Annotated in this window: 29 protein-coding genes and 1 pseudogene; 13 read left to right on the top strand and 17 right to left on the bottom strand. The window is 50.3% G+C overall.

What is annotated here, in order from left to right; all coding sequences use genetic code 11:
• Positions 1-12: 12 nt before the first annotated feature.
• Complete coding sequence (locus AC3ZFK_RS00875) at positions 13-615, bottom strand: TatD family nuclease-associated radical SAM protein (RefSeq protein WP_487505888.1); 603 nt, start codon at positions 613-615, stop codon at positions 13-15.
• A 67-nt stretch (positions 616-682) separates the two neighbouring features.
• On the opposite strand from AC3ZFK_RS00875, the gene AC3ZFK_RS00870 reads away from it, so the two are divergent.
• The 3 genes from AC3ZFK_RS00870 to moaA all read left to right on the top strand — a co-directional run bounded on the left by AC3ZFK_RS00870 (position 683) and on the right by moaA (position 2,891).
• Positions 683-1,240: an ankyrin repeat domain-containing protein gene (locus AC3ZFK_RS00870; RefSeq protein ID WP_487505887.1), complete on the top strand. Its 558-nt coding sequence runs from the start codon at positions 683-685 to the stop codon at positions 1,238-1,240.
• Between the two features lie 64 nt (positions 1,241-1,304).
• Entirely contained in the window at positions 1,305-1,898 is a 594-nt protein-coding gene (locus AC3ZFK_RS00865; RefSeq protein ID WP_487505886.1) for a tetratricopeptide repeat protein, read from the top strand.
• 3 nt (positions 1,899-1,901) lie between these two features.
• Positions 1,902-2,891, top strand: coding sequence for a GTP 3',8-cyclase MoaA (gene moaA, locus AC3ZFK_RS00860; RefSeq protein WP_487505885.1), 990 nt, complete (start codon positions 1,902-1,904; stop codon positions 2,889-2,891).
• A gap of 14 nt (positions 2,892-2,905) precedes the next feature.
• On the opposite strand, the gene AC3ZFK_RS00855 is transcribed toward moaA, so the two are convergent.
• The 5 genes from AC3ZFK_RS00855 to AC3ZFK_RS00835 all read right to left on the bottom strand — a co-directional run bounded on the left by AC3ZFK_RS00855 (position 2,906) and on the right by AC3ZFK_RS00835 (position 7,212).
• Complete coding sequence (locus tag AC3ZFK_RS00855) at positions 2,906-3,694, bottom strand: sulfite exporter TauE/SafE family protein (RefSeq protein WP_487505884.1); 789 nt, start codon at positions 3,692-3,694, stop codon at positions 2,906-2,908.
• A gap of 425 nt (positions 3,695-4,119) precedes the next feature.
• Positions 4,120-5,322 carry a type III PLP-dependent enzyme gene (locus tag AC3ZFK_RS00850; RefSeq protein ID WP_487505883.1) on the bottom strand — a complete coding sequence of 401 codons (1,203 nt, stop codon included), beginning with the start codon at positions 5,320-5,322 and terminating at the stop codon, positions 4,120-4,122.
• 4 nt (positions 5,323-5,326) lie between these two features.
• Positions 5,327-6,199 (bottom strand): polyamine aminopropyltransferase, encoded by an 873-nt coding sequence (gene speE, locus AC3ZFK_RS00845; RefSeq protein ID WP_487505882.1) that lies wholly within the window; start codon positions 6,197-6,199, stop codon positions 5,327-5,329.
• Positions 6,196-6,696 carry an adenosylmethionine decarboxylase gene (gene speD, locus AC3ZFK_RS00840; protein WP_487505881.1) on the bottom strand — a complete coding sequence of 167 codons (501 nt, stop codon included), beginning with the start codon at positions 6,694-6,696 and terminating at the stop codon, positions 6,196-6,198. Before speD ends, speE begins: the two co-directional genes overlap by 4 nt.
• A gap of 264 nt (positions 6,697-6,960) precedes the next feature.
• Positions 6,961-7,212 carry a DUF418 domain-containing protein gene (locus tag AC3ZFK_RS00835; RefSeq protein WP_487505880.1) on the bottom strand — a complete coding sequence of 84 codons (252 nt, stop codon included), beginning with the start codon at positions 7,210-7,212 and terminating at the stop codon, positions 6,961-6,963.
• Between AC3ZFK_RS00835 and AC3ZFK_RS00830 the strand changes: the two are divergent.
• Positions 7,139-7,471: pseudogene (locus tag AC3ZFK_RS00830) on the top strand (transposase); the annotation flags it as partial. The gene AC3ZFK_RS00835 and the pseudogene AC3ZFK_RS00830 sit on opposite strands and share 74 nt — an antisense overlap.
• A 174-nt stretch (positions 7,472-7,645) precedes the next feature.
• Here the strand turns inward: AC3ZFK_RS00830 and AC3ZFK_RS00825 are convergent.
• The gene (locus AC3ZFK_RS00825; RefSeq protein WP_487505879.1) at positions 7,646-7,873 is read right to left on the bottom strand and encodes a hypothetical protein; all 228 of its coding nucleotides are present in this window, start codon (positions 7,871-7,873) and stop codon (positions 7,646-7,648) included.
• Positions 7,874-8,337: 464 nt separating this feature from the next.
• Between AC3ZFK_RS00825 and napA the strand changes: the two genes are divergently transcribed.
• From napA to AC3ZFK_RS00800, 5 genes are all read left to right on the top strand, one after another.
• Entirely contained in the window at positions 8,338-10,884 is a 2,547-nt protein-coding gene (gene napA, locus AC3ZFK_RS00820) for a nitrate reductase catalytic subunit NapA (protein WP_487505878.1), read from the top strand.
• A 13-nt stretch (positions 10,885-10,897) separates the two neighbouring features.
• Entirely contained in the window at positions 10,898-11,341 is a 444-nt protein-coding gene (locus AC3ZFK_RS00815) for a nitrate reductase cytochrome c-type subunit (protein ID WP_487505877.1), read from the top strand.
• Positions 11,342-11,466: 125 nt separating this feature from the next.
• A complete protein-coding gene (locus AC3ZFK_RS00810) occupies positions 11,467-11,730 on the top strand; it encodes a chaperone NapD (protein WP_487505876.1) in 264 nt (87 codons plus the stop codon).
• Positions 11,731-11,747: 17 nt separating this feature from the next.
• A complete protein-coding gene (napG, locus tag AC3ZFK_RS00805) occupies positions 11,748-12,605 on the top strand; it encodes a ferredoxin-type protein NapG (protein WP_487505875.1) in 858 nt (285 codons plus the stop codon).
• Positions 12,606-12,616: 11 nt separating this feature from the next.
• Positions 12,617-12,958, top strand: a complete 342-nt coding sequence (locus AC3ZFK_RS00800; protein ID WP_487505874.1) for a hypothetical protein — start codon at positions 12,617-12,619, stop codon at positions 12,956-12,958.
• Positions 12,959-12,961: 3 nt separating this feature from the next.
• Here AC3ZFK_RS00800 and AC3ZFK_RS00795 read toward each other — a convergent pair whose 3' ends face one another.
• The 7 genes from AC3ZFK_RS00795 to amrS all read right to left on the bottom strand — a co-directional run bounded on the left by AC3ZFK_RS00795 (position 12,962) and on the right by amrS (position 19,350).
• A complete protein-coding gene (locus AC3ZFK_RS00795) occupies positions 12,962-14,326 on the bottom strand; it encodes an NAD-dependent succinate-semialdehyde dehydrogenase (protein ID WP_487505873.1) in 1,365 nt (454 codons plus the stop codon).
• Entirely contained in the window at positions 14,316-14,540 is a 225-nt protein-coding gene (locus AC3ZFK_RS00790; RefSeq protein ID WP_487505872.1) for a hypothetical protein, read from the bottom strand. Before AC3ZFK_RS00790 ends, AC3ZFK_RS00795 begins: the two co-directional genes overlap by 11 nt.
• Positions 14,537-16,672 carry a ferrous iron transport protein B gene (feoB, locus tag AC3ZFK_RS00785; RefSeq protein WP_487505871.1) on the bottom strand — a complete coding sequence of 712 codons (2,136 nt, stop codon included), beginning with the start codon at positions 16,670-16,672 and terminating at the stop codon, positions 14,537-14,539. The genes AC3ZFK_RS00790 and feoB overlap by 4 nt, the downstream gene beginning before the upstream one ends.
• Positions 16,673-16,674: 2 nt before the next feature.
• Complete coding sequence (locus AC3ZFK_RS00780; RefSeq protein WP_487505870.1) at positions 16,675-16,914, bottom strand: FeoA family protein; 240 nt, start codon at positions 16,912-16,914, stop codon at positions 16,675-16,677.
• Positions 16,915-17,015: 101 nt separating this feature from the next.
• A complete protein-coding gene (locus AC3ZFK_RS00775) occupies positions 17,016-17,477 on the bottom strand; it encodes a hemerythrin domain-containing protein (protein WP_487505869.1) in 462 nt (153 codons plus the stop codon).
• 169 nt (positions 17,478-17,646) lie between these two features.
• Complete coding sequence (locus AC3ZFK_RS00770; protein ID WP_487505868.1) at positions 17,647-18,225, bottom strand: hypothetical protein; 579 nt, start codon at positions 18,223-18,225, stop codon at positions 17,647-17,649.
• Positions 18,226-18,243: 18 nt separating this feature from the next.
• Positions 18,244-19,350 carry an AmmeMemoRadiSam system radical SAM enzyme gene (gene amrS, locus AC3ZFK_RS00765; RefSeq protein ID WP_487505867.1) on the bottom strand — a complete coding sequence of 369 codons (1,107 nt, stop codon included), beginning with the start codon at positions 19,348-19,350 and terminating at the stop codon, positions 18,244-18,246.
• A gap of 90 nt (positions 19,351-19,440) precedes the next feature.
• Here amrS and amrB point away from each other — a divergent pair, with 90 nt between their 5' ends.
• The 3 genes from amrB to AC3ZFK_RS00750 all read left to right on the top strand — a co-directional run bounded on the left by amrB (position 19,441) and on the right by AC3ZFK_RS00750 (position 22,912).
• Positions 19,441-20,232, top strand: coding sequence for an AmmeMemoRadiSam system protein B (gene amrB / locus AC3ZFK_RS00760; RefSeq protein ID WP_487505866.1), 792 nt, complete (start codon positions 19,441-19,443; stop codon positions 20,230-20,232).
• A complete protein-coding gene (amrA, locus tag AC3ZFK_RS00755; RefSeq protein WP_487505865.1) occupies positions 20,229-20,789 on the top strand; it encodes an AmmeMemoRadiSam system protein A in 561 nt (186 codons plus the stop codon). Before amrB ends, amrA begins: the two co-directional genes overlap by 4 nt.
• Before the next feature lie 122 nt (positions 20,790-20,911).
• Complete coding sequence (locus tag AC3ZFK_RS00750; protein WP_487505864.1) at positions 20,912-22,912, top strand: cytochrome C; 2,001 nt, start codon at positions 20,912-20,914, stop codon at positions 22,910-22,912.
• A gap of 69 nt (positions 22,913-22,981) precedes the next feature.
• On the opposite strand, the gene AC3ZFK_RS00745 is transcribed toward AC3ZFK_RS00750, so the two are convergent.
• The 3 genes from AC3ZFK_RS00745 to AC3ZFK_RS00735 all read right to left on the bottom strand — a co-directional run bounded on the left by AC3ZFK_RS00745 (position 22,982) and on the right by AC3ZFK_RS00735 (position 25,337).
• Positions 22,982-23,413: a hypothetical protein gene (locus AC3ZFK_RS00745; RefSeq protein WP_487505863.1), complete on the bottom strand. Its 432-nt coding sequence runs from the start codon at positions 23,411-23,413 to the stop codon at positions 22,982-22,984.
• Positions 23,410-23,880, bottom strand: coding sequence for a hypothetical protein (locus tag AC3ZFK_RS00740; RefSeq protein WP_487505862.1), 471 nt, complete (start codon positions 23,878-23,880; stop codon positions 23,410-23,412). Before AC3ZFK_RS00740 ends, AC3ZFK_RS00745 begins: the two co-directional genes overlap by 4 nt.
• A gap of 131 nt (positions 23,881-24,011) precedes the next feature.
• Positions 24,012-25,337, bottom strand: coding sequence for an SLC13 family permease (locus AC3ZFK_RS00735; protein WP_487505861.1), 1,326 nt, complete (start codon positions 25,335-25,337; stop codon positions 24,012-24,014).
• 155 nt (positions 25,338-25,492) lie between these two features.
• Between AC3ZFK_RS00735 and AC3ZFK_RS00730 the strand changes: the two genes are divergently transcribed.
• Positions 25,493-25,639: a hypothetical protein gene (locus AC3ZFK_RS00730; RefSeq protein WP_487505860.1), complete on the top strand. Its 147-nt coding sequence runs from the start codon at positions 25,493-25,495 to the stop codon at positions 25,637-25,639.
• Positions 25,640-25,737: the final 98 nt, after the last annotated feature.

Here is a 25,737-nt window from a genome sequence, read left to right as displayed (position 1 = left end):
CAAATCTCGTCACTATCCAACAACATCAAGTGCCCGTGCCCGAAACCCAACCCCACACTCCTGTGCCAGTTGTTGACACGCCTCTATATCAACCCCCTCCAATCCATCTATAGCAGTTGCGGTCACCAATGGAATCTTCCCACTTGCTCTCCGCAGAAAATCCAGCATTGCCTCAAAGGCGCCCCCCAGCTGGGGCTGGCAGTGCCGATTATAGACCTCTCTGTTCTGTCCATTCATTGAGACCGAGAGCTCATCAATAACCCCCACCATCTCCGGTATCACATTGCGTTTATGGACCAGACTGGCCAGCCCATCTGTATTGATTCTGGTCTGCCCACCATGCTGCTTTATCCACCCGGCAACCTCAAGCAGAAGCCTGAGCCGCAGTGTCGGCTCCCCAAAACCGCAGAATACCACCTGACTGTAGCGTGATGGATCACCAATCGCCCCTATCACCTCCTCAACCTCCGGACGGTGGTCGACTGTAAGATCAAACTCGTGAACCTTCATCACCCCCTGGGTCTTGGGACAGAAGTCACAAACCAGGGTGCAACGGTCGGTAATACTGAGATAGAGGCTATCTTTTATCTGGTAGGCAATTGTCTGACTTCTCACTATGCTATTCTCTCACCACTTACCAACTGCAAACAAGATATGAATCCTTGCTAAAGTGATCACAATAATGAAAAAAATTGCCCTGCCATTAATCCTGGCGCAAGGATTAATACTGCTGTTCATGCCTCTATTAAGTCAGGCTAGCCCCACCCTGCTCGATGCTGCCAATCAGGGCGAGATCAGACAGGTCAAAAAACTGCTGCAGGCGGCAGCCCCCCTCTACCCCCTGACTCGCTCTGGAGAGACCCCGCTACACCGGGCCGCATATCATGGGTACAGAGAGATAGTCTCTCTGTTACTGAACGCAGGTAGCGAGGTTGATATCACCTCCAGACCAGGGGAGACTGCACTCCACAAGGCAGCACAGAGCGGCCATCTGGATGTGATTCAGAAACTTCTGGATGCCGGTGCCGATATCAACCGACGCAGTGAATATGGCATTACCCCACTACAGAAGGCGGTCGCCAATGGTCAGATAGATGCAGTAAAACTGCTGTTGGGATGGGGTGCCGACCCCGCACTGCAGGATGATCTTGGAATCACTCCACTACAGTACGCCGAGATGGGGGGCGAGAGTGAAATTGCAGAACTACTGGAATCTTACTTTACCTCTACCCAACGTTAGGTATAGACTCCCCGATCCACATAAAAAGTTATCCAAAGACAATTTCTCAACAAGGAGGAGAATCGTGAAAAAAGTTTATTCAGTTATGGCATCAACTGCCATCGCACTAACCCTGGCACTCTCACAGAGCCAGGCAGCTTCTGCCGACAACAGCATGGTCGATGCCGGACTAGACGAGGCAAAACAGCTCTATAGCAAGGCTCTGCCGATGAATATGGACTCTCTGAAAAGGGCCGAACTGCTTGGGCAGGCTGTAGATATCCTGACCGGGGTTATCGAAAACGATCCAAAATCTCTGGAGGCACACCGCAAACTAATGGGGGTCTACCTGCTACAACAGGATTACTCCAACGGTATCCGTACCCTGCAGAATGCAATCACCCTCGCTCCCGAGGATCCTAAGCTCTTTATCTCCCTGGCATTTATGTATGAACACTCTGGTGCCCTGGAGTATGCAGACGAGATGCTGAATCAGGCGCTTTCTCTGAAACCTGGAGATAAAGTCACAAAAATGGTCAGAGATTATAAGGTTGCCATCAGAAAGAAGATTGAGGCGGCAAAAGATAATAACAATATGGAGCAGCTTCATGGCGGAGAGAACCCCATGGACGCACAACATGGGCAGCTTAAACCTGGAGCAGATACCTCCGCCCACTAAACCATGAAAGCAGAACTCACAGACCCATTTGGCAGAAGAGTCGATTACCTCCGTCTCTCGGTAACCGACCGCTGTGACCTGCGTTGCGTCTACTGTATGCCACAGGGGTTTGATGACTATGAGGCACCCGCTGACTGGCTCACCTTTGACGAGATTGAACGGGTAGTCAGGATATTTGGCGAGCTGGGAGTCAGCCGGATACGGATGACTGGTGGGGAACCCCTGGTTCGCAAGGGCATTGTCGAGCTCAGTAGACGGCTTTCGTCGCTACGCGAAATTGATGATCTCTCCATGAGTACCAACTGTGTAAGCATGGAGAAATTTGCCCAGCCGCTTAAAGATGCCGGTATCAGCCGTATCAATGTCAGCCTTGACAGCCTCAACCCGAAAAAATTCCAGGAGATTACCGGCGGGGGCAAACTGAGCAAAGTAATTGCTGGTCTGTTAGCCTCCAAGGCGGCTGGCTTTACCCCCATCAAGATAAATGCGGTTGCGATGAAAGGGGTAAATGATGATGAGCTCGGTGATATGGTTGAGTTCTGTCTCAAACATGACTTTACCCTCCGTTTTATCGAGACCATGCCTATTGGTGATACCGGATGTCGTGCCAAGGACTCTCACTACCTTGATCTCGAGGTGATCCGCGAGGAGCTGGAACAGCGCTTTGATCTGGTCCCAAGCGTTATGCCGGGAGCGGGGCCAGCCCGTTATTTCAGGATTAAAGATACGGATATGCACTTTGGTTTCATCACCCCGATCTCTCAACATTTCTGCGAGACCTGCAACAGACTGCGCCTCTCTACCGATGGCACTCTCTATATGTGTCTGGGACAGGATGATAAGTATGAGTTACGACCACTGCTACGAGGTGGTGCCAGCGATGATGAGATCAAGGATGCAATCCACGAGGCGCTGACCCTAAAACCGGAACGCCACGAGTTCAACGAGGGCAAGGGGCAGACTGTTCGTTTCATGAATATGACAGGCGGATAGGGACCCTAAACCACCTACGACACAAACATTCTAATCGATAGAAACAGTAGAAAGAGTGCAAACAGCTGCTTTAGCCTCTCTGCCGGCAGTCGATGTGCCAACCTTGCACCAACTGGAGCAGCAAAGGCACTCATAACGATAATCCCAAAAAATGCGGGCCAGTAGATAAAGCCGCTGCTCCATATTGGTAGCCCGTCAACCCCCAACCCAGACCAGATAAATCCGACTCCGCCAGCCACCGCAATAGGCAATCCAACTGCTGCCGAGGTTCCCACGGCCTGATGTATCTTCACCCGATGCCATACCAACCAGGGTACAGTCATGGTTCCGCCACCAATTCCCACCAGCGCCGAAATCGCACCAATTACAACTCCTGCCAGGCCATTCAATATTCTCCCGGGGATCTCTCCATGGACTCTTGGTCCAAGATTGAACCCCATCTGAATCGCCACCAGAAGCTCAAACAGGGCAAAAAATATACGCAGAGAGTCACTGTTAACCTGTTTTGCAAACTGTGCTCCGAACCATCCACCCAGAACTATCCCTGGAACCAATAACCAGAACAGATCCCAGCGCACTGCCCCTCTCCTGTCGTGGGCAGAGACTGAGGAGATAGAGGTGATGACAATGGTTGCCAATGAGGTGCCGATGGCCAGATGCATCAACCATGGAGATGAACCCAGCTGCTGCTGAAAGATCCATAACAGAAACGGCACAATAACCAGGCCACCGCCTACTCCGAGGAGGCCGGCCAAGAGACCTGCAAAAGCACCAACCAGGAGATAGAGAGCTATTGATTCCATCGTCAGAGATTATCAAACTACGGAACGGTTTGGATAGAACTCAGTATGTTGCTCTCCCGAGAGAGCCGTTAAGAAAGCTCTGATTAAGTCACTTCGTGACCCAATCAGATCTCCCTTACAAATTATTCTATGGGGGAAGGGTTATGGTTCAGTATGTTACAACAACACCTGTTGAGCCCTTCCCCCAAACCCCCATTCCATTACGCTTTTTCAGATGGAATGGACACCGCCCTCCCTTAATCGGCATCAAAGTGCCATAGTTGGGTTGTTACACATCAACTAAATAGAGAGGACGGTATCCATGAAAGAGATTAACGTAATAGGTTTGGATTTGGCAAAAGATGTTTTCCAGGTACACGGCATTGATAGTGATGGAGAAGTTGTGACTCGCGTCAAGTGGATAGCCCGTTTGCTGTTAAAAGAGATTAAACCTGAATTCCCCCCCTCTTGTGCGCTAACCCCTCACTCCGCCGACTATTAACCACTACAATCTTAGCACGGGATAACGCATTAAAATCGGTTGCTGAAGCTGCAGTATAGGCCCCCATCTGATGCCCTACCACCAGGTCTCCCAGCTCCATCTTCGGCAGCTCAATCGCCTGCTCTACCACATCGATACTGTCACAGGTAGGGCCCGCCAATACACTTTCACGATGCGGCCCTTCACGGAACACCTCGACCGGATAGTCGGCATGGTCAAACAATTTGCCACTCCAGGAGCCGTAGACCCCATCATCCAGGTAGTACCAGGGGCGGCCATCACGCTCACTCTTGCCCACCACCGAGGTGATGACGGAGACTGCCGGGGCCACCAGATAACGGCCCGGCTCGGCAACCTTGCGTACACGCTGTGGCAACTTGTCGAGTGCCTGACGAATCGGCGCACAGAAATCCTCGATCTCCGGTACAGCATGCCGGTACTCCACCGGGAACCCGCCGCCCATATCGAGCAGGTTGATCTCGTTAAATCCCATTGCCCACGCCCGCTCCATCAGTGCATGGGTGGTCTCAATGGCTGCCACATGGCTATCGGGCTGCCCCGATTGAGAGCCAACATGGAAAGAGAAACCCTTGATGCGAATCCCCTTGCGGCGCGCCAACTGCAACAACTCCACTGCCTCCTCCGGGGAGCAACCAAATTTGCTGGAGAGGTCGACCACCGCACTCTTACCCTGGAAACGTATACGGATCAGCAGACCGACCCGGTTGTGGTAGCGCCGGAACTTCCTCAGCTCCTCTCTGTTGTCGACCACAAAGGTGGTAGTGCCGTAGCGTAGCGCAGCACGGATCTCACTATCCTTCTTGATGGGGTGGGTATGGATGGTGGCACGAGGAGATAGTCCACTCTGGCGCGCCAGTGCCACCTCACCACTGCTGGCGATATCGAGACCAACCCCTTCGGAGACCAGTGCAGCGATCACCTCAGCGCGAGGCAGCGCCTTGATCGCATAGAACAACTCTACTCCAGGCAGTGCAGCGGATAGCTGACGAACCTGTCGACGCAGTTGGGCCTCATCCACCACAAACAGTGGAGAACCATACCGGGTAACCAGCTGACGATACTGCGCCTCCTGCTCTGAAGCGGGCAGACTGCTCCAAGGATAGAGCGGTACGATATTATCGTTCATCAAATCACTCCTCATCCAGTGCCTCAGCAATCGCTTTCTGCAGATACTGCGGCAGAGCAAACGCAGCCTGATGGATCGCAGGATTGTAGTAGCGGGTCTCGATCCCCGCCTGTTCAAAGCGGGTCTGCAGTGTAGTCAGATCCACACTGCGCAGTGCCGTGTTATCGGTGGCCCAGGCAAAGGTCATGATCCCCCCCACATAGGTCGGCACTGCCGCACTGTAGAAAGTGCTGTCGGCAAATAGTGATCGCAGACGACGTGCCGTATCCTGCACCTCATCCAGCTGCATGAAGGCGACCCCGTTCTGGGTCACCAGAATACCGCCTGGGGCCAGACGTGCCTTACAGGCACTGTAGAAGTCCTGGGTAAAGAGGCTCTCTCCCGGTCCAATCGGATCGGTGGAGTCGGAGATGATCACATCAAACTGCCGATCACTGTTGCTGGCGTAGTTCATCCCATCATCGATCACCAGCTCAAAGCGTGGGTCATCAAAAGCCCCGGCGGAGTGGTTCGGCAGGTGCTCAATACTCATCTCAACCACAGCACGGTCAATCTCCACCTGGGTAATCTGCTCAATGCTCTGATGACGACACACCTCCCGCAATATCCCCCCATCACCACCACCGATGATCAGTACTCGTTTGGCATTGCCGTGTGCCAGCAGCGGCACATGGGCCAGCATCTCATGGTAGATGAACTCATCCGCCTCGGTGGTCTGCACCACCCCATCGAGCACCATCACCCGTCCGAAACGGGGGTTGTGGAAAATCTTCAACTGCTGCTGGCCAGTGCCGTGCTCAAAATAGACCTCACCCACCTCAAAGCCTTGCCAGTAGCTGTCGTAGAGGGTCTCTTCAAAGGTGTGTTGATTGCTCATTGGCCGCAAGCCCCGCGCAGATGCTCATGGATATTGATATGGGTCGGGTTGAAGGTGCGTTTGAACACCTCGATCGACAACTCCGGGCGGGCGTCTCCACACATAAAGACATCGAAGGCTGCATACCCCTTCTCTGGCCAGGTATGGACGCTGATATGGGACTCTGCCAGAACGGCCACTCCGGAGATCCCACCACTGGGGGTGAAGTGATGGAGATGGATATGGAGCAGTGTGGCTCCACATAGATCAACCGCCTCTCGCAAGGTCTGCTCCATCAGGTTCAAATCATCCAGATTCGAGGCCTTCCACAGATCCAGAATCAGGTGAGTGCCGGCAAAGGTGATGCCGTTGCGGGTAATAAAATGGTCGAGCAGATGCTCAGTCTCACCCTGCTGATTGTGGGTGGGCCAGATGGCGGAATTGATCTCCTCTCCGGTTGCAGGGAAAAGATCGGTGCTTTTAAGGTCATACTGACCAATAGAAACGGCTGTCTCCATTGTGCAAGCTCCTCCAAAACAAAGTGCAAATTGTTACTGATGCGAAGCACTTCACAGAGAGGGCAACGCACGGCCTAGAAAAACATAAAACCTTCTATCAAGTCGAAAGGGGGCGCGATTTTCAGTCCAAAATGGATTCTTGTCAACACTTTTTTACAGCCATTTTCCGGAAACTCAAAACCGACGATAGACAGTCTATTGTCTAGTGACAGAGTCTAAACAAGATCCACTTTTGAACCGATTCACAACATAGCAACCAAATTTTCATGGATACGCACTCGACAGTCGTATCCGTTGAAACTCAATCCTGACCAAGGATCGCCATGCCCACTCTAGGGAGCCATAGAGAAAATATCGTAGCCAAAGGGTGCTGATTACCATCTGCATCAAACCAAACAGAAGCGCAATCAACAGCAGCTCATAACGCTGAAAGCTGCCATGGCAACTGCTACAGACGCTTCCCGGAGTAGACCGCTGGTCAGCAACGGCTATATTGATCGAGATCGGCACCGACATGTCCCAGTTTGGGAATATTCAGCAGTTCGCTTCATGGGCAGGCCTCTGTCCCGGTAATAACGAAAGTGCCGGAAAAAGAAAAAGCGGAAAAACGCGCAAAGGGAATCGATCCCTTCGACACTCTTTATGTGAGGTGGCCAATGCCGCCAGTAGAACCACGAGTCAGTTCAAAGTCAAATATCAAGGACTTGTCATACGCAGAGGCCATAAACGGACCATTATCTCGCTGGATGAAGAAGTTATGGGAATTTGGCTATTTGCCTCAACTGGCTCAGCCTCAGACAACGTAAACTGCATCAAACTGCGGCAGGGTAAAGTCCGCCTTCAGATTAATCTGAGGGCAGGGATACCTATGTTTTTGTGGGGGTAATTATTTTCACAGTAAAGATTTAGGGAACCTCTGAATTGTCCCCAAGTAACCTGCCCCGCTCTCTCAATTCCCGGCACCGCGCATACTGCGGAAAGCCAACTTTTCAAAATGGTCGGCAATCTTGCGTACGCAGACCACACACCCCTCCTTCCCCATCAGCAGCTCTGAAAACCTCTTTTTGATGCGATTGCCATATTTGTCAGAGATCTCTACCTGCTGTTCATCAGGCAAAATCTGCGCATCCAGCCTGAACTCTCTGAGTATCTCTCCAAGCTCGGTAAATCTATTCATATCATATCTTGCTGCTACCATTTCTTAACCCTCCTCAACTACGCTTTTACATTACAGAGACCAAAAAACCCCCATAACGAGTTATCTCCACTGACTAAAAGTATCAGACAAACAAAAACTGTCAACTATCTTAAATCTTAAATGATATTGTTGAATAGGCTGACAGCTACGTAACAGCTACACTTAGATAAATTATTAATAGAGTATGGTGGAGTACAAATGCAGGGACAGCTATGGTTGAACCAATTGATGTAGATCAATTAACAAACCATGATACTTGTTGACGTAGCTATTGTTTTTTGAGATAAACACCTTTCACATGTTTTTATGTGGATATAACCAACTATAGTAGTAGGTTATATCTAGGAAAAACCGTACCTGGGGAGGGGACGGTGAACAAACTCTCCCTAAAGATACGGTTCTATAATTTAGAATTAAAACGTAAATAGTGAGGAGAAGTATCTATGGGAATCTCTAGAAGAGAGTTTATCAAATCCAATGCTGTGGCCGCGGCGGCTACTGCTGTTGGTATTAGCGGTATCCCCGTTGTAACCCAGGCAAAAGATGGCTACGATTCTGACGGTATCCGCTGGGACAAGGCCCCATGTCGCTTCTGCGGCACTGGCTGTAGTATTCTGGTTGGTACCAAAAACGGCAAGCTGGTAGCTACGCAGGGTGACCCGGACGCACCAGTCAACAGAGGGTTGAACTGTATCAAGGGGTACTTCCTCTCCAAGATCATGTACGGCAGAGACCGTCTAACCACCCCTCTGTTGCGCCAGACTGATGGCAAGTACGACAAGAATGGTGAGTTTACCCCAGTGAGCTGGGATGATGCATTCGACATCATGGCCAAGAAGTGGAAAACGGCGATGGCCAATGACCACGCTCGTGGTGATGGCAAATCCACTGTTGGAATGTTTGGTTCGGGTCAGTGGACTGTTCTTGAGGGTTATGCTGCATCCAAACTTTACAAGGCTGGTTTCCGTTCAAACAATATTGACCCTAACGCACGCCACTGTATGGCATCTGCGGTAGGTGCATTCATGCGTACCTTCGGCTCCGATGAGCCCATGGGCTGCTATGATGATTTTGAGCATGGTGAGAACTTTGTACTCTGGGGCTCCAATATGTCGGAGATGCACCCCATCCTCTGGTCGCGTATCACTGATACACGCCTGACCAAGAAAAACTCATCGGTACATGTTCTCTCTACCTATACCCACCGTAGCTGTGACCTTGCAGACAATGTACTGATCTTCGAGCCACAAACTGACCTGGTGATTGGTAACTATATTGCAAACCACATTATCCAGAGTGGCGCTGTAGACCATAATTTTGTAAAGAAACATACAAATATACGTCTCGCCAATACCGATATCGGTTATGGGCTGCGCCCAAATGATCCTCGTGAGAAGAGTGCAAAAAACAGCTCTCCACGCAAGGCTCAGGTTGGCTCCAAGCCAATGACCTTTGATGAGTACAAGGCATTTGTTGCCGAGTACACCCTGGAGAAGGCCGTCGAGATGTCTGGTGTCCCTGCAGAGAACCTGAAGGCACTGGCTGATCTCTATGCTGACCCAAGCAAGAAGATCGTCTCTCTCTGGACCATGGGAACCAACCAGCATGTACGTGGTGTCTGGATGAACCACCTGATGTATAACCTGCATCTGCTGACCGGCAAGATCTCCGAGCCTGGCAATGGGCCATTCTCTCTGACTGGACAGCCTTCTGCCTGTGGTACCGCACGTGAGGTTGGAACCTTCGCCCACCGTCTGCCTGCAGACCTGGTGGTGATGAAGAAACCACACCGTGACTTTACCGAGAAGACCTGGAAGATTCCTGCAGGAACTATCCCTGGCAAACCTGGATACCATGCGGTACTACAAAATCGCAAACTCAAGGATGGCAAGCTGAATGCCTACTGGGTAATGTGTAACAACAACGTTCAGGCGGCACCAAATCTTAATGATGAGACCATGCCTGGGTATCGTAATCCAAAGAACTTTATTGTCACCTCGGATCCATACCCAACTATTACCGCAATGGCATCTGACCTGATCCTTCCTACTGCAATGTGGATTGAGAAGGAGGGTGTATATGGTAATGCAGAGCGTCGCTCTCAGGCGTGGCGTCAGCAGGTTCCACCTGTAGAGGGTGCCAAGTCAGATCTCTGGCAGTTGATGGAGTTCTCCAAGCACTTCACTACCGAAGAGGCGTGGGGAGAGGCGCACGTTGCGGCCAACCCAGAGTTCAAGGGCAAGACCCTGTTTGATGTGCTCTATGGTAATGGACAGGTCAACAAGTATGGCCTGGAGGATCTGGAGAGAGGGTTTGATAACGAAGAGGCGTTCCACTTCGGTTTCTACCCACAGAAGGGGCTCTATGAAGAGTATCGCCTGTTTGGTCTAAATGGCCCAAAGAAGGGGCATGAGCTTGGTGAATATACCCAGTATCACAAGACGCGCGGCATGCGCTGGCCGGTAATCGATGGCAAGGAGACCCTTTGGCGCTATCGTGAAGGGTTTGACCCACTGGTTAGAAAGTCAAACCCAACGGTTGCCAAGGGTGATGTCTACTTCTATGGAAAACCGGATGGCAAGGCCAACATCTTCTGTTGCCCTTACGAGCCACCTGCGGAGTCTCCGGATGCAGAGTTCCCACTGTGGATGACTACTGGTCGTGTACTCGAGCACTGGCACTCTGGCTCAATGACTCAGCGTGTTCCTGAGCTCTACCGTGCAGTACCTGATGCATTGATCTATATGCATCCAAAGGATGCCAAGGCGGCAGGACTACATGATGGTGCAGCAGCAATGGTTACATCCCGTCGCGGCAGCATGAAAGCGCGCGTCTCCACTCGAGGACGTAACAAGATGCCAGAGGGGCTGATATTTGTTCCATGGTTTGATGCGCGTCGTCTGGTAAACAAGCTGGTTCTTGATGCAACCGACCCTCTCTCCAAAGAGACGGACTTTAAGAAGACCGCTGTTAAAGTGACTAAGGCCTAAGGAGGAGATACCAATGAAAAAGCGTAATATCATGATGTTTGTATTGGGTGCTTCTCTGGCTGCACTGCTAGGTGGAAGTTCTGTTGTTGTGGCTGGCGATGTCACCTCCCTGCGTGGAGGCAGTGATATCAATGCCGATTCGGCAATTCCTACCAGGAAAAACCGCTTTAAGGATGCTGATCCTTTTGCACGAACCTGGAAAGAGCAGCCCCCGGTAATGCCTCACAAAGACTATTCAATCTCTGTAAAAGAGAACGAGTGTATGGATTGTCATAGTGATGCGAACTACAAAGAGGAGGAGGCCACCAAGATTGGCCGTAGCCACTATGTAGATCGTGCCGGCAACACTCTTAACCACCTCTCTGGAGCAAGATTCTTCTGTAATCAGTGTCATGCCCCTCAATACCGGGTGGATCCGCTGGTTGTAAATGAATTCTCAACCAGTGCAAGACGCTAATGGCTAGAGAGTAGCTATTGAGTAGAAATAGCCGCTTGGATCTTGCATGATCCAAGCGGTTTTTTTATGCTGACGGTATAATCAGGATAAACTAAACATATAAAACAAGGGAAAGGAGGCAGATAGTGGAAGATACAGTTATACAAATTTCGGGAGTTGCAATCAGACTCAGACCAGAGATGATGGAGTCGGTTAAATCACAACTCAACGCCATTGATGGTCTGGAGATTCATGCCGAGGATGCTGCAGGAAAACTTGCCATCACTCTGGAGGGGCGTGACGCCAATACCATGACAGATAGCATCACCGAAATTGAGTCAATTGATGGTGTTATTATTGTTAACCCTGTATATATTCACGATGAGACGGAGATTGCAGAGGCCTCTTAACCGAACCTGAGCCAGCCATGAGCAAGAAGAAGGTAGACCGCAGGCAGTTCCTCACCGACAGTGGAAAGATGGTTGGTGGGCTCTCTGTTGCTGGTGCTACGATTGGCCTGTTCGGCAAGCAGGCGAGCTCAATGCCGGCCTATGCGCTGCGTCCACCTGGTGCACTTCCCGAGAATGAGTTTCTGGGCTCCTGTATCCGCTGTGGTCTCTGTGTTCAGGATTGTCCCTATGAGATCCTCCATCTGGCAGAGCTACAGGAAGAGGTGGCTCTAGGTACTCCATACTTTATCGCTCGCGACAAGCCGTGCGAGATGTGCGAGGAGATCTACTGCATCCAGAATTGTCCTACCGGGGCACTGGATAGAGGCCTGGCTGATATCAATACCTCGCGCATGGGGGTTGCAGTTCTGGTTGATCAAGAGACCTGTCTGAACCTGCTGGGGCTGCGTTGCGATATCTGTTACCGAGTCTGTCCGGTTCTTGATGAGGCGATATCACTGGAACGCTTTCACAATGCCCGCACCAAGCGTCACACAATCTTCGTGCCGACTGTACACTCCGATGCCTGCACCGGTTGTGGCAAGTGTGAATATGCATGTCCTCTACCTGTTGCAGCAATCAAGGTGCTGCCGGAAAATATAGCCAAGGGACAACTTGGCGAGCATTATCGTTTAGGCTGGAGAGAGAAGGAGCAGGCCGGAGAGTCTCTGGTGACCCCGGACATAGAGCATCAATACAACCTGCCTGAGGGATTCCAATATGACCTCGAGGGCGAGGGGTTGATTGCACCTGAGGAGGGACCAAACCTTCTTGATCTTAATATTCCGGGAATGCCAAAATTCTCGATTCCCGCCCCCAAAACAACCAAAAAATAGGTTACTGAACCATGAAAACTGTTATTGCGATAATCTGTTCGCTATTTGTCTACCAATCTGCCTATGCCAATGATGCGTCCATATCGGATCGGGTCACTGCGCTGGAGAATCGTATCAGTGAGCTGGAGGATCAGCTCAGGGATAGTATCGGTAAAAATCGCTGGAAGGATGATGTTCTGTGGCAACGGGTCAAAAAGGATATGACATCCCGCTCAATAAAGAGCCTGCTGGGCAAGCCCGGGCGAATTGAGGAGTCGATCTTCACCACCTGGTACTACCATCCAACCTCCAAGCTATATGCTTTTGTCTGGTTTGATGAGGACAAGGTTCTGGGGTGGAAGGGGCCTGAGTAAGTTTTACCCAATCCAGATGGTTTTGGCGTTCACAAACTCATGCATTCCAAGTTTGGATAACTCTCGTCCGTAACCGGAATTTTTGATTCCTCCAAAGGGGAGACGCGGATCACTTTTGACGATCCCGTTTACAAAGGTGGCACCTGATTGAATCTTGCGGGCCACGCGCTCACCACGCTCCAGATCTTCGGTCCAGACGCTCCCTCCAAGCCCAAATGGGCTGTCGTTGGCAATACGGACTGCATCGGTCTCATCTGTGGCACGAATCACAATCGCCACCGGCCCGAAGAACTCTTCACTGTAAGCCGCCATTCCAGGTTTTACATGGTCGAGAATTGAGGGGGCATAACCGGCATGGGTTATATCTGATGGGCTACATCCGGTCAACGGCTCCGCCCCCGCCTCGATACTTCTCTGTACCTGCTGATCAAGCTCATCACGCAGATCTGTTCTCGCCATTGGTGCCAGTGTGGTGGCTGGATCCATTGGGTCGCCCAACTGCAACTCCTCCACGGCCTGTTTGAACCGAGAGACAAACTGGTCGGCAACAGCCTCAACCACAATAAACCGTTTGGCTGCAATACAGCTCTGTCCACTATTAAGGTAACGAGAGGCTACTGCTACCTTTACCGCCGCATCCAGATCACAATCCTCCAACACAATGAATGCATCGGACCCCCCAAGCTCGAGCACGCTCTTTTTGAGGCTTGCCCCTGCTGTTGCAGCTACCTGTCGCCCCGCCGGCTCACTCCCTGTAAGGGTGACAGCGTGAACACGATCATCCTCGATGATTTTTGCCACCTGGGAGGCACGAATCATCAATGAGGTGAATACCCCCTGTGGCGCACCGGCCTCTCTGAACACCTCCTCAATGGCATGTGCAGAGCCGGGTACGTTGGATGCGTGCTTGAGCAGACCGGTATTACCGGCAACCAGTGCGGGGGCGGCAAAACGGAAAACCTGCCAGAGCGGGAAATTCCAGGGCATTACTGCCAATACCGTCCCCAATGGCTGGTGCGCAACCAGGCTTTTGCCAGCATCGCTTGCGATGATCTCATCCGCCAGAAAACCTGGCCCTTCATCTGCATAGTAGTCACATACCCAGGCACACTTCTCTACCTCAGCCTCGGACTCAGTTATCAGCTTGCCCATCTCTTTGGTTAGCATCTCTGCAAGTTCTCGCTTGCGCCTGCGCAACAGCTCTCCAGCCTTGCGCACAATGGCACAACGTTGCTCCAGGGGGGTGGACTGCCAGACTGGTGCTGCGGATGCGGCCTGAGCCAGTGCAGACTCTATCTGCTGTTCATCCCAATTCGGGATCTGCTCAATCACCTCGCCGCTGTATGGATTGATGGATTCAAAACTCATTGCTACCCCCTCTCTTAGTCGTTTTCTGTCTATTGGTCAGTGAGACATTCTGCCCTGACGGGCAATCTTTTCCCTGAGAACAGCCTTGACAGGATGATGATGAGCCATCTCTGCCCAGACCGAGGGCACGTCTTGAATATCGCCACAAGTAGCGCAGGGCAAAGATCAGGATTACCCCCAGCACCATGATCTCTATTGTGGTCAACTCACTCATAAAAAGTACCCCGCAACCCTTACCACAACCCATGCCAGAACCCATGCGATACCTAATCCCAGTCCAATGGAGAACGTGGTCCAGCCAACTGACTGGGTCTCTCTTTTTATAACCGCAATGGTTGCAAGGCATGGCATATAGAGGAGGGTAAAGACCATAAACGCAAGTGCCACCTCCGGAGCCATGCTCCCAGCCATCGCCTCACGCAGACTCATACTCTCCTCATCCACCTCATCACCTGTGTTGTAGAGGACTCCAAATGTAGAGACCACGATCTCCTTGGCCACAAATCCGGTCAGGAGGGCGATACTCCCCTTCCAGTCAAACCCCAGGGGCTCAAATATGGGCTGGATTGTTCTCCCAATCTGCCCCAGATAGCGCCTCTCCTGCTCCTCAGCCGCCTGCCTGTTTGCAAGCTCGGAAAGTGCCTGCTCTCTTGCCTGCCCCGCATCCATCTGCTGCTCTATACGGTGCTGCTCTGCGCCATAGTCCACGCTCAACTCAACGTTTTGAGGAAAGGCCTGCAGGAACCAGATAATGATAGAGCCCACCAGAATGATACCGCTCACCTTTTTTAGAAACTCTACCGCCTTCTCCCACATGTGGATCACAACCGAGCGGGCTGCCGGCAGGCGATATGGTGGCAGCTCCATTACAAACGGATCAGAGAGGCCTTGAAACATGGTCTTTTTCATCATCCAGGCGGCACCCATGGCTACCAGAATGCCCGCCAGGTAGAGCGCAAAGACTACTGTGCCTGCATACTCTGCAAAGAAGATTCCGGCCAACAGTACATAGACCGGCAGACGGGCCGAGCAGCTCATAAAAGGGTTGATGAGGATGGTGAGCAGCCTGTCCCTGGGGTTCTCGATGGTACGGGTCGCCATAATAGCCGGCACGTTACAACCAAACCCCATAAGCAGGGGGATAAAGGCTTTGCCATGGAGACCGATACCGTGCATAAAGCGGTCCATCAGAAAGGCGGCTCGTGCCATATATCCGGTATTCTCAAAGAATGAGATAAACAGGAATAACAGCACAATATTGGGGAGGAAGATGATGATGCCACCAACCCCGCCAATAATTCCATCCACCAGCAGATTGCGGATCAACCCCTCCGGCATTAGCTCTGTGGTTGTATCAGAGAGCCAGCCCACTCCGGAATCAATCCAGTCCATCGGGTATTGGCCAACGGTAAACGTGGTCTGAAACATCAGCCACATAAAGAAGAGAAATAGTGGCAGCCCCAGTGCTCGATTCAGCAGCACCTGGTCAATCCTGCGGGTCATGTTTTGGGCACGTACCGGTTTTGACTGCTGCATGGTCTCCTGCACCAGACCGTGAATAAATCCGTAACGGCCATCAGCCAACAGGGTTGGGGAGTCTTCGCCATGACTATCTTCAAGTTCTGTCTGCTCGCTCTTTGCTGCTGCAATCAGGTCTGCATGGTCATGCTCCTGTGCCAGCACATCGGAGTCCCCCTCCAGAAGCTTGAGTGCCAGCCAGCGAGAGCGCTCCTCCTCAATCTGTCCGGGGTGGAGTTTTGCGATATGTTCCTGGGTACGCTCAATCGCCTCTTCCACATGAGAGTCGTATGGAACCCTGATCTGACGAGAGCTGAACCCATCTTCTGCAATAGCTACTATCGCATCCAGCAGCTTCTCCTTGCCCTCGCCTGTACGTCCAACAGTCTCTACTGTTGGTGCCCCGAGAAGCTGAGAGAAGGTGGCTGTATCGATCTCCATCCCCTTGGCCCTAACCTCATCAATCATATTTAGATTGATAATACGGGGCAGGTCCATCTCGATCAGCTGGGTGGTGAGAAACAGGTTCCTCTCCAGATTTCCGGCATCTACAACATCAACCACCAGATCAGGTGACTCATTAAGGATATACTCACGAGCCACCTTCTCCTCTACTGTTTTTGAGGAGAGTGAGTAGGTTCCGGGTAGATCGATAACATTTATGGTCCACCCCTTGTGGTGTACAGTTCCCTCTTTACGGGTAACTGTTACCCCGCTGAAGTTTCCCACCCGTTGACGCGCGCCCGTCAGGTGGTTAAAGATTGTGGTCTTTCCACAGTTGGGATTTCCTGCAAGGGCTACATTGATGATCTTGTCTGTCTGACCCATGGTCATAACCCCTTATCAATATTGACAAGGATCTGATCTGCCTCTGCATTACGCAGACTTACCTGATATCCACGAATTGTATAGGAGCGTGGATCCCCAAACGGGGCGGTGGAATCAACCCCAATCGTGGAGCCTTTTAGAAAACCCATCTCTGTCAGACGTTGGCGGAGGCGGTTTTCTCCATTAATGCCAATAATGGTGCCCTCCTCTCCAGGCTTTAGTGATGCCAGTGTTGCTTCCATGATGGTCCGGGTTTATTGATGTGTTTGAGAATTATTACTATTTGCAAATAATATCACAAAAAGTATGGCAATACAAAAAGTGGATGCCTCTCCGGCACCGATCAGGCAGTCCGGTATCCCAGCCTCTCCTCGAGATCAACCTCACGAATACAGGATTCACAATAGGCAAAGATATCCGACTCTTCCGATTGCAGACAGTCGTGGATGGTATCCAGATTTTCCAGCACCTCCGCACGAAACTGCTCCCGATCAATCTCGGAACCATCTTTCATCCACCACCTTCTGATCAGAGATACAAAGACAGAGATTACACGCTGAATGTCACCCATCGACTCAAGTATCTGGCTCTTGCGACCAGCAACACAGTTCTGGTCGATAATCATCTGCGAGAACACTCTGTCCTCCAGGGTGAAATGTGCGAAAAGGAGTTTGGAGAACTCCTCAAGTTGCTGGATTATTTCAACTGGATCAAATCCAGACTCACTGTTTAGCTGTGCAACAAACTGATCAATCTGCCCGTTGATCTGTTGGTGTTGCAGTTCCAGTTCCTCATATATCCCCATACCATCTTATAAAGCAATTTTTGTACCACTTCTGGCATCAGTATGAAAAATTGGTATCTTACTGATTTATATATATTAAATAGTTTTATGACAACCCTGATGACTCGATATGGTTAACCTATATCATTCAATTTTTTAACCTTTACATTGAATGCATTGAACGTTTCGTTCAACCAAGCTCTTTTCGGAAACGGTCCAGAGTTGAGCGATATGCTTCGGCATCACCAAAATCGCTATAACGCCAATACCGTGGATGAGGATGCTGAACTCTTCTGGCATGTTTTATGGGGCACCAGTACTGTTCTGTACGACTTGCCACCTCGCTAATATATGATGCCAACCCATTGGCATAACTACAGTAGTAGCAATTTATCTTCTCTATGGCATTCAGGTATGCAAGATGTCCACGATCCATCAACCAGTAGTCACGGCGTCTAACCCGGCCCATACCCCAGAGGGTAAAACAGATCCATTGATAGATGGTGACCGAGATATCAACAATCAACAGAGGGAGTGCCAGCCCGTAGATAACAGGAACCGAGAGCAGTGTTCTTAATTTTGCCCTGCGGATAAACTGAAACAGCCCAACCTTTAGCTGACGCTGCGACTCTGTCATCTCGCGCTCGAAGTGAATTCTCTTCTCTTCAAGCCTGTACCTGAATTCGGTCTGCTTCTCTTCCAGATCACGCTCCAGCTCCTGCTCCAGGTCTACAACCTTGTCCATCAGCTGAATAATCTTGTCATGCATTACTATCTCCTCTCCACTCTATCTGAAATTTGCCATCTGTACGGGAAGGCGCCTGCTGCCCCAGCTACCGGCTTCTCCTTCAAAAACTCCGGCACAACGTGTTCTACATTTTTTACACCTGCCACTCTCGGTAAGGTTCCACTCTGAAAGCTCATACCAATCCCTGCCAATCAAGAGCTCGCCACAGTGGTGACAGTATGTGCTCTCTCCAGCCTTGTCATGCACGTTGCCGGTATAGGCGTGGTAGATACCATTCCTTTTGGCGATATCACGTGCATGAGTCAATGTCTCTTGCGGGGTAGAGGGTATATCTATCATCTTGTAGTCGGGGTGGAAGGCAGTAAAGTGGATCGGAACCTCTGGCCCCAGATTGTCGACAATCCACTTTGTCATCGCATCCAGCTCTTCAGCAGAGTCATTCTGTCCCGGAATCAGCAGTGTTGTCAGCTCAAACCAGACTGTGGTCTTCTCCTTGAGATAGAGCAGGGTATCCAGTACCGGTTGCAGTGATCCACTGCAGAGCTTGTGGTAAAAATCATCAGAAAACCCCTTGAGGTCGATATTCGCTGCATCCATCTCCTGGAAGAACTCCTCCCTGGCTGCACCGTGAATGTATCCCGCAGTAACTGCAACCGAGCGCACCCCTTTTTTCCTGCAGGCCATGGCCACATCTACCGCATACTCCATAAAGATAACCGGATCATTGTAGGTATAGGCAACACTCTTGCATCCCAACTCGCTGGCAGCTCTTGCGATCATCTCTGGTGAGGCAAAGTCCTGTAGCCTGTCCATCTTTCGTGCTTTGCTCATATCCCAATTTTGACAAAACTTACAGGTCAGGTTGCAACCTGCAGTACCAAAAGAGAGTATTGCGCTGCCCGGCAGAAAGTGGTTGAGCGGTTTCTTCTCTATCGGATCAATCACAAAACCACTGGAACGGCCATAGGTTGTCAGAACTACAGCTCCGCCCTTTGCCATCCTTACAAAACAGAGTCCACGCTGACCATCCCTCAACTTGCACTCTCGCGGACAGAGATCACACTGCACTCTGCCATCACTCAACTGATGCCAGTATGTTGTTGGATAGTCATCTATTGCTACTTCGCTTATCTTCTTGTCACTCATCAAGTTTGCCGTTTTCAGATTTTCAACTACTATTAGTCACTGCGAACACATTGATATAGTGACTATAGACGAGGAGAGGAGTATCTACCAGTGATCAGAGAACCTGCTGTTGCCGGCACCTTCTATCCTGCAGACCCTGTGGAGTTGAGCCACATGGTGAGAGGGTTTATTGATGCTGGACAATCATCAACCACTATTCCGAAGGCAATTATCGCCCCTCATGCCGGTTACATATACTCCGGGCCTGTTGCCGGATCTGCCTATCGTGCATTAAGCCCTCTTAAGGGGGTAGTGGAGAGGGTTGTCCTTCTTGGCCCCTCCCACCACCTTGCCTTTAACGGGCTGGCTGCATCGGGTGCAGATTTTTATGCCTCACCACTTGGATTGGTTCCGCTGGACAGAGACGCCCTGCAACAGGTGATTGAGTTGCCACAGGTTAAGATGATTGACGAGGCGCACCAACCGGAACACAGCCTGGAGGTACATATACCCTTTCTACAGGAGGTTCTTGGTGATTTTTCACTACTCCCTCTGGTGGTTGGCAACGCCAGCCCAACAGATGTTGCCGAGGTGTTGGAGGCCCTCTGGGGAGGCCCAGAAACAGTGATTATAATCAGCTCCGATCTTAGCCACTATCAGCCCTATGAGATTGCCCAGCAGCTGGACAGCAAGACCTCACAAGCCATTGAGGATCTTGATGACAGTGCAATCAACCACGATGACGCCTGTGGACGGATGCCAATTAACGGATTACTTTATCTGGCAAGGAAGAGAGGCCTTCAGGGTGCAGCCATTGATCTGAGAAACTCGGGAGATACTGCTGGTGACAAGAGTCGTGTGGTTGGATACGGTGCATATCTTTTTTCGGCACAGTCGACATGAACCAAACCTCTAAAGAGAACCGCAGGATCATGCTGGAGCTTGCCCACTCCTCAATCCAGTATGGAGTTGACCATGGAAGAGTCTCAACTGTTAAGCTGGAAGAGCTACCACCCCAACTACAGGAGTTGGGAGCATGTTTTGTGACTCTGGAGATAGAGAGCCAGCTACGCGGCTGCATAGGGTCACTCGAGGCATATCAACCTTTGGCTGAGGATCTGGTTAAAAACAGTTTTGCCGCAGCATTCCAGGATCCACGTTTTCCACCTCTGGGAGCCGAGGAGTTTATCAGGACAGCCATAAAGATATCTCTGCTCACTCCCGCCTCCCCAATAAACTTCAAATCCGAAGATGACCTGATCAGACAGATCAGACCCGGTATAGATGGACTTATTCTCTCTGATAGAGGGTATCGCGGTACCTTTCTCCCTTCCGTCTGGGAACAGTTGCCCTCTCCTGAACTTTTTGTCCAGCACCTAAAACAGAAGGCTGGACTGCCAGCCAATTACTGGACCGATACTATTAAGGTCGAACGTTATCAGACCGAGTTAATTACTTAAAAAGCTTAAAGAGATAATTCCCGTCTGCGCGCGGGTAACTAATTCAGGCTTCTTGATGAAAAGTTGACACAGCACCCCTTCAACTTGATAATCACCCACTTAACTATTCCGAGGAGGGGAATGTGTCAAATTTATCAACTCGTATTCAACGTATCTCTCTGGCAATTCTGCTGGGGCTATTCACTATCACCACCCACGCTTCTGTATCAGATGGCTCATCTGCCCAGACATCCAACAAGGCGGAGAGCCAAAAGGTTGCCAAGAAGCTTATTCCCAATAAAAAGTGTAACAAGTGTCACGCTGATGAGGATGAGAAGACGTATATTCTGGGTGAAGATGAGGAGGGACCAGAGGTATTCATCTATGTTGATCCTGATAAATTTGAGGGCAGTGTTCATGGAAAACAGAACTGTGTAGGCTGCCATACCAATATCACCCTGAAAAAAGGTGAGCATGAGGAGGAGCTGCCAATAACAGTGGGCTGTATTCAGTGCCACACCGAGACTATGGAAGAGCAGGAGAATGAGGCTGATCCAAAGTACAAACGACTAAATGTGGTACTGGAGCAGATTGATAGTTACATGCACTCTGTTCACGCCCAACCAAATATTGCCGATCAATCCAGGACAAATGCCACCTGTCACGACTGCCACGATGCCCATAACATTGGTACCCTTGGCAGTGAGGCACGTGCCGACCACCGCCTAAATAATCCAGAGGTGTGCGGCCGATGTCATGAGGAGCAGAAAGATGCTTACATGACCTCCATTCACGGCAAGGAGGTGGTGGAAAACCGGAACAGTGATGCAGCTGTATGCTCCGACTGTCATACCACCCACAACATAGAATCACCTGACAAGGACTCCATGAAGCTGGCAATTACCCAGAACTGCGGTAGCTGTCACGAGGAGTCACTGAACACATATGTCTCCTCCTACCACGGACAGGTCAACCGACTTGGTTACACCAATACTGCAAAATGTTTTGACTGCCATGGCAGCCATGCATTGAAAGAGGTTGATGACCCAACCTCAATGGTTCATCTCGACAACCGCCTGGAGACCTGTAACAAGTGTCATGAGGATGCTCCTGATGGATTCCTGGGCTTCTATGCTCACGGTAATGCGGATGACTACGAGCGTTATCCTGATATCTATATCGTCACCAAATTCATGAACTGGCTCATTATTGGTGTATTCCTCTTCTTCTGGACCCATGTGATTCTCTGGTTCTACCGAGAGTACAGTGACCGCAGAAAGGGCAAGGGGTATAAGCCGCCACCTCAAGCACTGATTGCTGCCAAGGGACAGGTCTACTTCCGTCGCTTCACTCTGCCGTGGCGAATCATCCATCTACTATTTGCTCTTAGTACGATGACTCTGGCACTGACCGGATCCACACTGCTATTCTCACATACAGATTGGGCCCCAGTCGTTATAAGTATGCTGGGAGGGCCAGAGGTTGAGGCTATCATCCACCGTACCGCAGCAGTCACCTGGCTGTCGGTATTTATGGCCCACTTCACTTTTGTTGTCTATAACATCTTCAGTAATCGCAAGTCGTTCCGCTGGTTTGGGCCTACTTCCATGATTCCAAACTGGCAGGATTTGCGTGACGTTACTGCAATGTTCCGCTGGTTCTTCGGCATGGCAGAGAGGCCTAACTTCGATCGCTGGTCCTACTGGCAGAAATTTGATTACTGGGCTCCGTTCTGGGGTGCTGCCATCATCGGGTTTAGCGGCATAATGCTCTTTGCACCAAAACTGACCGCAATCATTCTGCCCGGATATGTCTTCAATATAGCTACCATTATCCATGCTGAAGAGGCGCTACTGGCAACCATCTTCCTGTTCACAGTGCACTTCTTCAACGTCCACTTCCGTCCAGACAAGTTCCCAATGAGTACCACCATCTTTACCGGACTGGTGCCACTTGATGAGTACAAACATGAACACAAGCTGGAGTACGAACGCCTTAAGGCAAGCGGCGAACTGGAAAAACATCTTGTGAAACGTATGCCCAAGGGTATACAGGCAGGTTCCAACCTGCTTGGAGCGATCCTGATATTCTTCGGTCTAACTCTGTTGACCCTGGTAATTATTGGTTATCTCAGCATGCACTAGAGGTAACTGGCAGACAGCAAAAAACCTCTCACCCATCCAGGTGAGAGGTTTTTTCTTTTTGGTTACTGTCTACTGAACCCTGCAGATAAGAGCAGAGACAAACATGGAGTCTGGACGTGAATATGGATCCATCCATCCATAATTCTTGCTATGGGTGGCACGACCAGTCTGCACATTCATGTTGAAGGTATGGACCGGATCCTTGCAGGTCAACACCGGGCTGTTGTTCCTGAATCCGCAGGTATATTTATCAGCAAATCCCAACATTTTCGGCAGCACCAGCTGATCACCCTTCTGCTCAATGATGTACTGCATCATAAAGAAGCTGGCATCCCGATAGGTGTCGGTATCACTATTCCAACGAACCCCGGCACTGGCTACATCAACACAGTGCCACTTCTGGCTCTGCTCTGCATCCTCTGCGACATCTGCAGCAACTGCCATTGTTGATAAAATTACTGCGGAAATTGCAACTGCTTTTGTTATGTGTGCTGTTTTCATCTGTTACTCCCCTCTTTTGGGTTGTCCGTTACTGGTGCCGCAGGTGCTGGGGGCCTCTTTTGCACTCTGGGAGCTCGTGGCCAACCATACTGTGGTGGCGGCATATAACGTGGCGCATATCCTCTGGGGGCATACGGCTGCGTATATGGGTTGGGATAACCCCAGTATGCTGGAGGTGGGGTCTTGCGAAAACCCCAGGACGGGCCTGAATTGCGTGAACCACTCCCCCAAGAGAACCCGGAACCTGTCCCGGTACTACCGGTATCAAATGAGTTATCTGGGGTCTCCCAATTCATTTTGGAGCCTCCCATATCGAGATCACTGCCCTTGTCAAAATCCATACCCTCGTTGAAGCTGTCACCAAAATCAAACCCGAATGGGGACGCGGCTCCTGTATAGAGAATAATTACCCCCGCAAACACGGTGGAGAGTGATTTTTTTACCGCTGATTGAATAGAACTGTTCATTTTCTTGTGCCTCATGATTGTCTGCAACTTGTGTAACCTCTATTAGTTACCACTAACTATCCGCAATAAATCCCCATGAGACAAGTAATTACTTGGATGAATTTGACTGAAATCAAGCCATCAAACAAACATTACCAATAAAAATAAGCTGTTAAAGACAACACAAACACCCCGACCAGGTTGATTACGAAGCCTATTCTGGCCATCTCTCTAATCTTTATTACCCCGCTCGACATGACAATGGCATTGGGAGGAGTTGCGATTGGCAGCATAAAGGCGTAACTGGCAGCAATGGTTGCCACCATTAGCACAATCTGTTCGTTAAGGGCTGTCTGCTGAGAAAATGTATGAAATATAGGCAATACAATCGAAATAAGGGCTGTATTGCTGGTTATCTCTGTTGAGAAACTTACAAAGAGCGCGATCACAAATATAAGCGCCCAGAATGGAAGTGCCTCCATCCCCAACAGATAACCGGTGATCTCATTCACAATACCGGAGTACATAAAGGCGTTAGCGATGGAGAAACCGGCACCAAAGAGGAAGATAATCTCAAGCGGCACCTTTTTGATGTCACTCCATTGAAGAAACCCAATCCCGGGGGCAAACATCAGCACCCCAAAGCCCAACAACAACATCTTTTCATTCAACCCCAGACCACTATGAAACGGCTCAATTGGTGAGTTTATAATCAGCAACACAATGAGAGCATAAAGAGTTGATGCCAGGCGACGCTGACTTTTATTGAGCGGGGCAATCTCATCATCTCTACGGCTCTCTACATGCTCACCCTCCAGACCAATTGACAACAGTGCAGGAACAATCAACAGCATCATAAAGACCACAGGAGATGTATACGTCATCCACTCCATAAAGGTTGGAGCTGCCATCCCTATATCCTCAAGATACCCCATCAGAATCAGGTTTGGAGGAGTACCAATTGGGGTCAACACCCCGCCAATGCTTGCCCCATATGCAGTTGCTATAAGAAACCTGATCTTGAGCCTGATGTTCTCGGTCAGATATAGCGCAATTGGCAACAGCATCAGAGTAATTGTTGTATTGGATAGAAATGAGCTTAATAGCGCTGCCGTTATTGCCAGTGAATAGATCATCCCCCGTGCACTATTGGGGAATATCCTCAGCATACGATGGGCAATAACCTTGTGTAGACCACTCTCCTTGATTGCAATCGCAATCATGAAACCACCCAGAAAGAGAAATATTACCGGTTTTGCATAATTGGCAGTTACTGCCTTGAATTCAAGTATTTCAAACAGCGGGAAGAGCAGCAGAGGGAGAAGTGACACCACCCCAAGCGGCAGCCCCTCATTGGTCCAGAGGATAACCAGAAAAGAGACTACTCCGATCAACAGCGCATGCTGCGGAAGAAAAAATGCCGTTGCCACCCAGCCAACCGCGAGACTACCCGCCAGGGCCGTAATAATCTTAATCATTCAATAACCGAGCCTTCACAACAACCAACCATACCAGAGAATCCATTTAATCAGACTGAAACAATTTGAAATAATTGGAAATAAGGCGGAAATCGTGGTGGTCTACAATCTAACCAGTATAAAGTTATTAAACTACTTAATAAACGGAGTTTATCATGCATAATATAGTAAAAAACAGATTCCATACCATAATGGACCCGATCGGCGAAAAGGTCGTCTATGCCGTTGCAGTTCTCATGTTTACCATGTTTGCCGTACTTGCCATACAGCCAGTGATGATTCTTGGCATGCTACTGTGGTGATCACAGAGCGGTCAGGTAGCCACGGGTAGACTTGATCGGCTACGCTGAGGCGGCTCTGCCGCCCACTACCGTAATCGGCTCTAGCCGATTTGGTCGGT

The sequence above is a fragment of the Candidatus Thiopontia autotrophica genome, assembly GCF_982804495.1.
The sequence above is the reverse complement of the archived record's forward strand: the minus strand, read 5'-3'. Positions and strand labels throughout refer to the sequence as shown.

Excerpts from the sequence above, each read along its gene's own strand:
- AC3ZFK_RS00870 (WP_487505887.1), top strand. The coding sequence starts at position 683 with ATGAAAAAAATTGCCCTGCCATTAATCCTGGCGCAAGGATTAATACTG.
- moaA (WP_487505885.1), top strand. The coding sequence starts at position 1,902 with ATGAAAGCAGAACTCACAGACCCATTTGGCAGAAGAGTCGATTACCTC.
- AC3ZFK_RS00855 (WP_487505884.1), bottom strand. The coding sequence starts at position 3,694 with ATGGAATCAATAGCTCTCTATCTCCTGGTTGGTGCTTTTGCAGGTCTC.
- AC3ZFK_RS00850 (WP_487505883.1), bottom strand. The coding sequence starts at position 5,322 with ATGAACGATAATATCGTACCGCTCTATCCTTGGAGCAGTCTGCCCGCT.
- speE (WP_487505882.1), bottom strand. The coding sequence starts at position 6,199 with ATGAGCAATCAACACACCTTTGAAGAGACCCTCTACGACAGCTACTGG.
- speD (WP_487505881.1), bottom strand. The coding sequence starts at position 6,696 with ATGGAGACAGCCGTTTCTATTGGTCAGTATGACCTTAAAAGCACCGAT.
- AC3ZFK_RS00835 (WP_487505880.1), bottom strand. The coding sequence starts at position 7,212 with ATGTCGGTGCCGATCTCGATCAATATAGCCGTTGCTGACCAGCGGTCT.
- AC3ZFK_RS00825 (WP_487505879.1), bottom strand. The coding sequence starts at position 7,873 with ATGAATAGATTTACCGAGCTTGGAGAGATACTCAGAGAGTTCAGGCTG.
- napA (WP_487505878.1), top strand. The coding sequence starts at position 8,338 with ATGGGAATCTCTAGAAGAGAGTTTATCAAATCCAATGCTGTGGCCGCG.
- AC3ZFK_RS00815 (WP_487505877.1), top strand. The coding sequence starts at position 10,898 with ATGAAAAAGCGTAATATCATGATGTTTGTATTGGGTGCTTCTCTGGCT.
- napG (WP_487505875.1), top strand. The coding sequence starts at position 11,748 with ATGAGCAAGAAGAAGGTAGACCGCAGGCAGTTCCTCACCGACAGTGGA.
- AC3ZFK_RS00800 (WP_487505874.1), top strand. The coding sequence starts at position 12,617 with ATGAAAACTGTTATTGCGATAATCTGTTCGCTATTTGTCTACCAATCT.
- AC3ZFK_RS00795 (WP_487505873.1), bottom strand. The coding sequence starts at position 14,326 with ATGAGTTTTGAATCCATCAATCCATACAGCGGCGAGGTGATTGAGCAG.
- AC3ZFK_RS00790 (WP_487505872.1), bottom strand. The coding sequence starts at position 14,540 with ATGAGTGAGTTGACCACAATAGAGATCATGGTGCTGGGGGTAATCCTG.
- feoB (WP_487505871.1), bottom strand. The coding sequence starts at position 16,672 with ATGGGTCAGACAGACAAGATCATCAATGTAGCCCTTGCAGGAAATCCC.
- AC3ZFK_RS00780 (WP_487505870.1), bottom strand. The coding sequence starts at position 16,914 with ATGGAAGCAACACTGGCATCACTAAAGCCTGGAGAGGAGGGCACCATT.
- AC3ZFK_RS00775 (WP_487505869.1), bottom strand. The coding sequence starts at position 17,477 with ATGGGGATATATGAGGAACTGGAACTGCAACACCAACAGATCAACGGG.
- AC3ZFK_RS00770 (WP_487505868.1), bottom strand. The coding sequence starts at position 18,225 with ATGCATGACAAGATTATTCAGCTGATGGACAAGGTTGTAGACCTGGAG.
- amrS (WP_487505867.1), bottom strand. The coding sequence starts at position 19,350 with ATGAGTGACAAGAAGATAAGCGAAGTAGCAATAGATGACTATCCAACA.
- amrA (WP_487505865.1), top strand. The coding sequence starts at position 20,229 with ATGAACCAAACCTCTAAAGAGAACCGCAGGATCATGCTGGAGCTTGCC.
- AC3ZFK_RS00745 (WP_487505863.1), bottom strand. The coding sequence starts at position 23,413 with ATGAAAACAGCACACATAACAAAAGCAGTTGCAATTTCCGCAGTAATT.
- AC3ZFK_RS00740 (WP_487505862.1), bottom strand. The coding sequence starts at position 23,880 with ATGAACAGTTCTATTCAATCAGCGGTAAAAAAATCACTCTCCACCGTG.
- AC3ZFK_RS00735 (WP_487505861.1), bottom strand. The coding sequence starts at position 25,337 with ATGATTAAGATTATTACGGCCCTGGCGGGTAGTCTCGCGGTTGGCTGG.
- AC3ZFK_RS00730 (WP_487505860.1), top strand. The coding sequence starts at position 25,493 with ATGCATAATATAGTAAAAAACAGATTCCATACCATAATGGACCCGATC.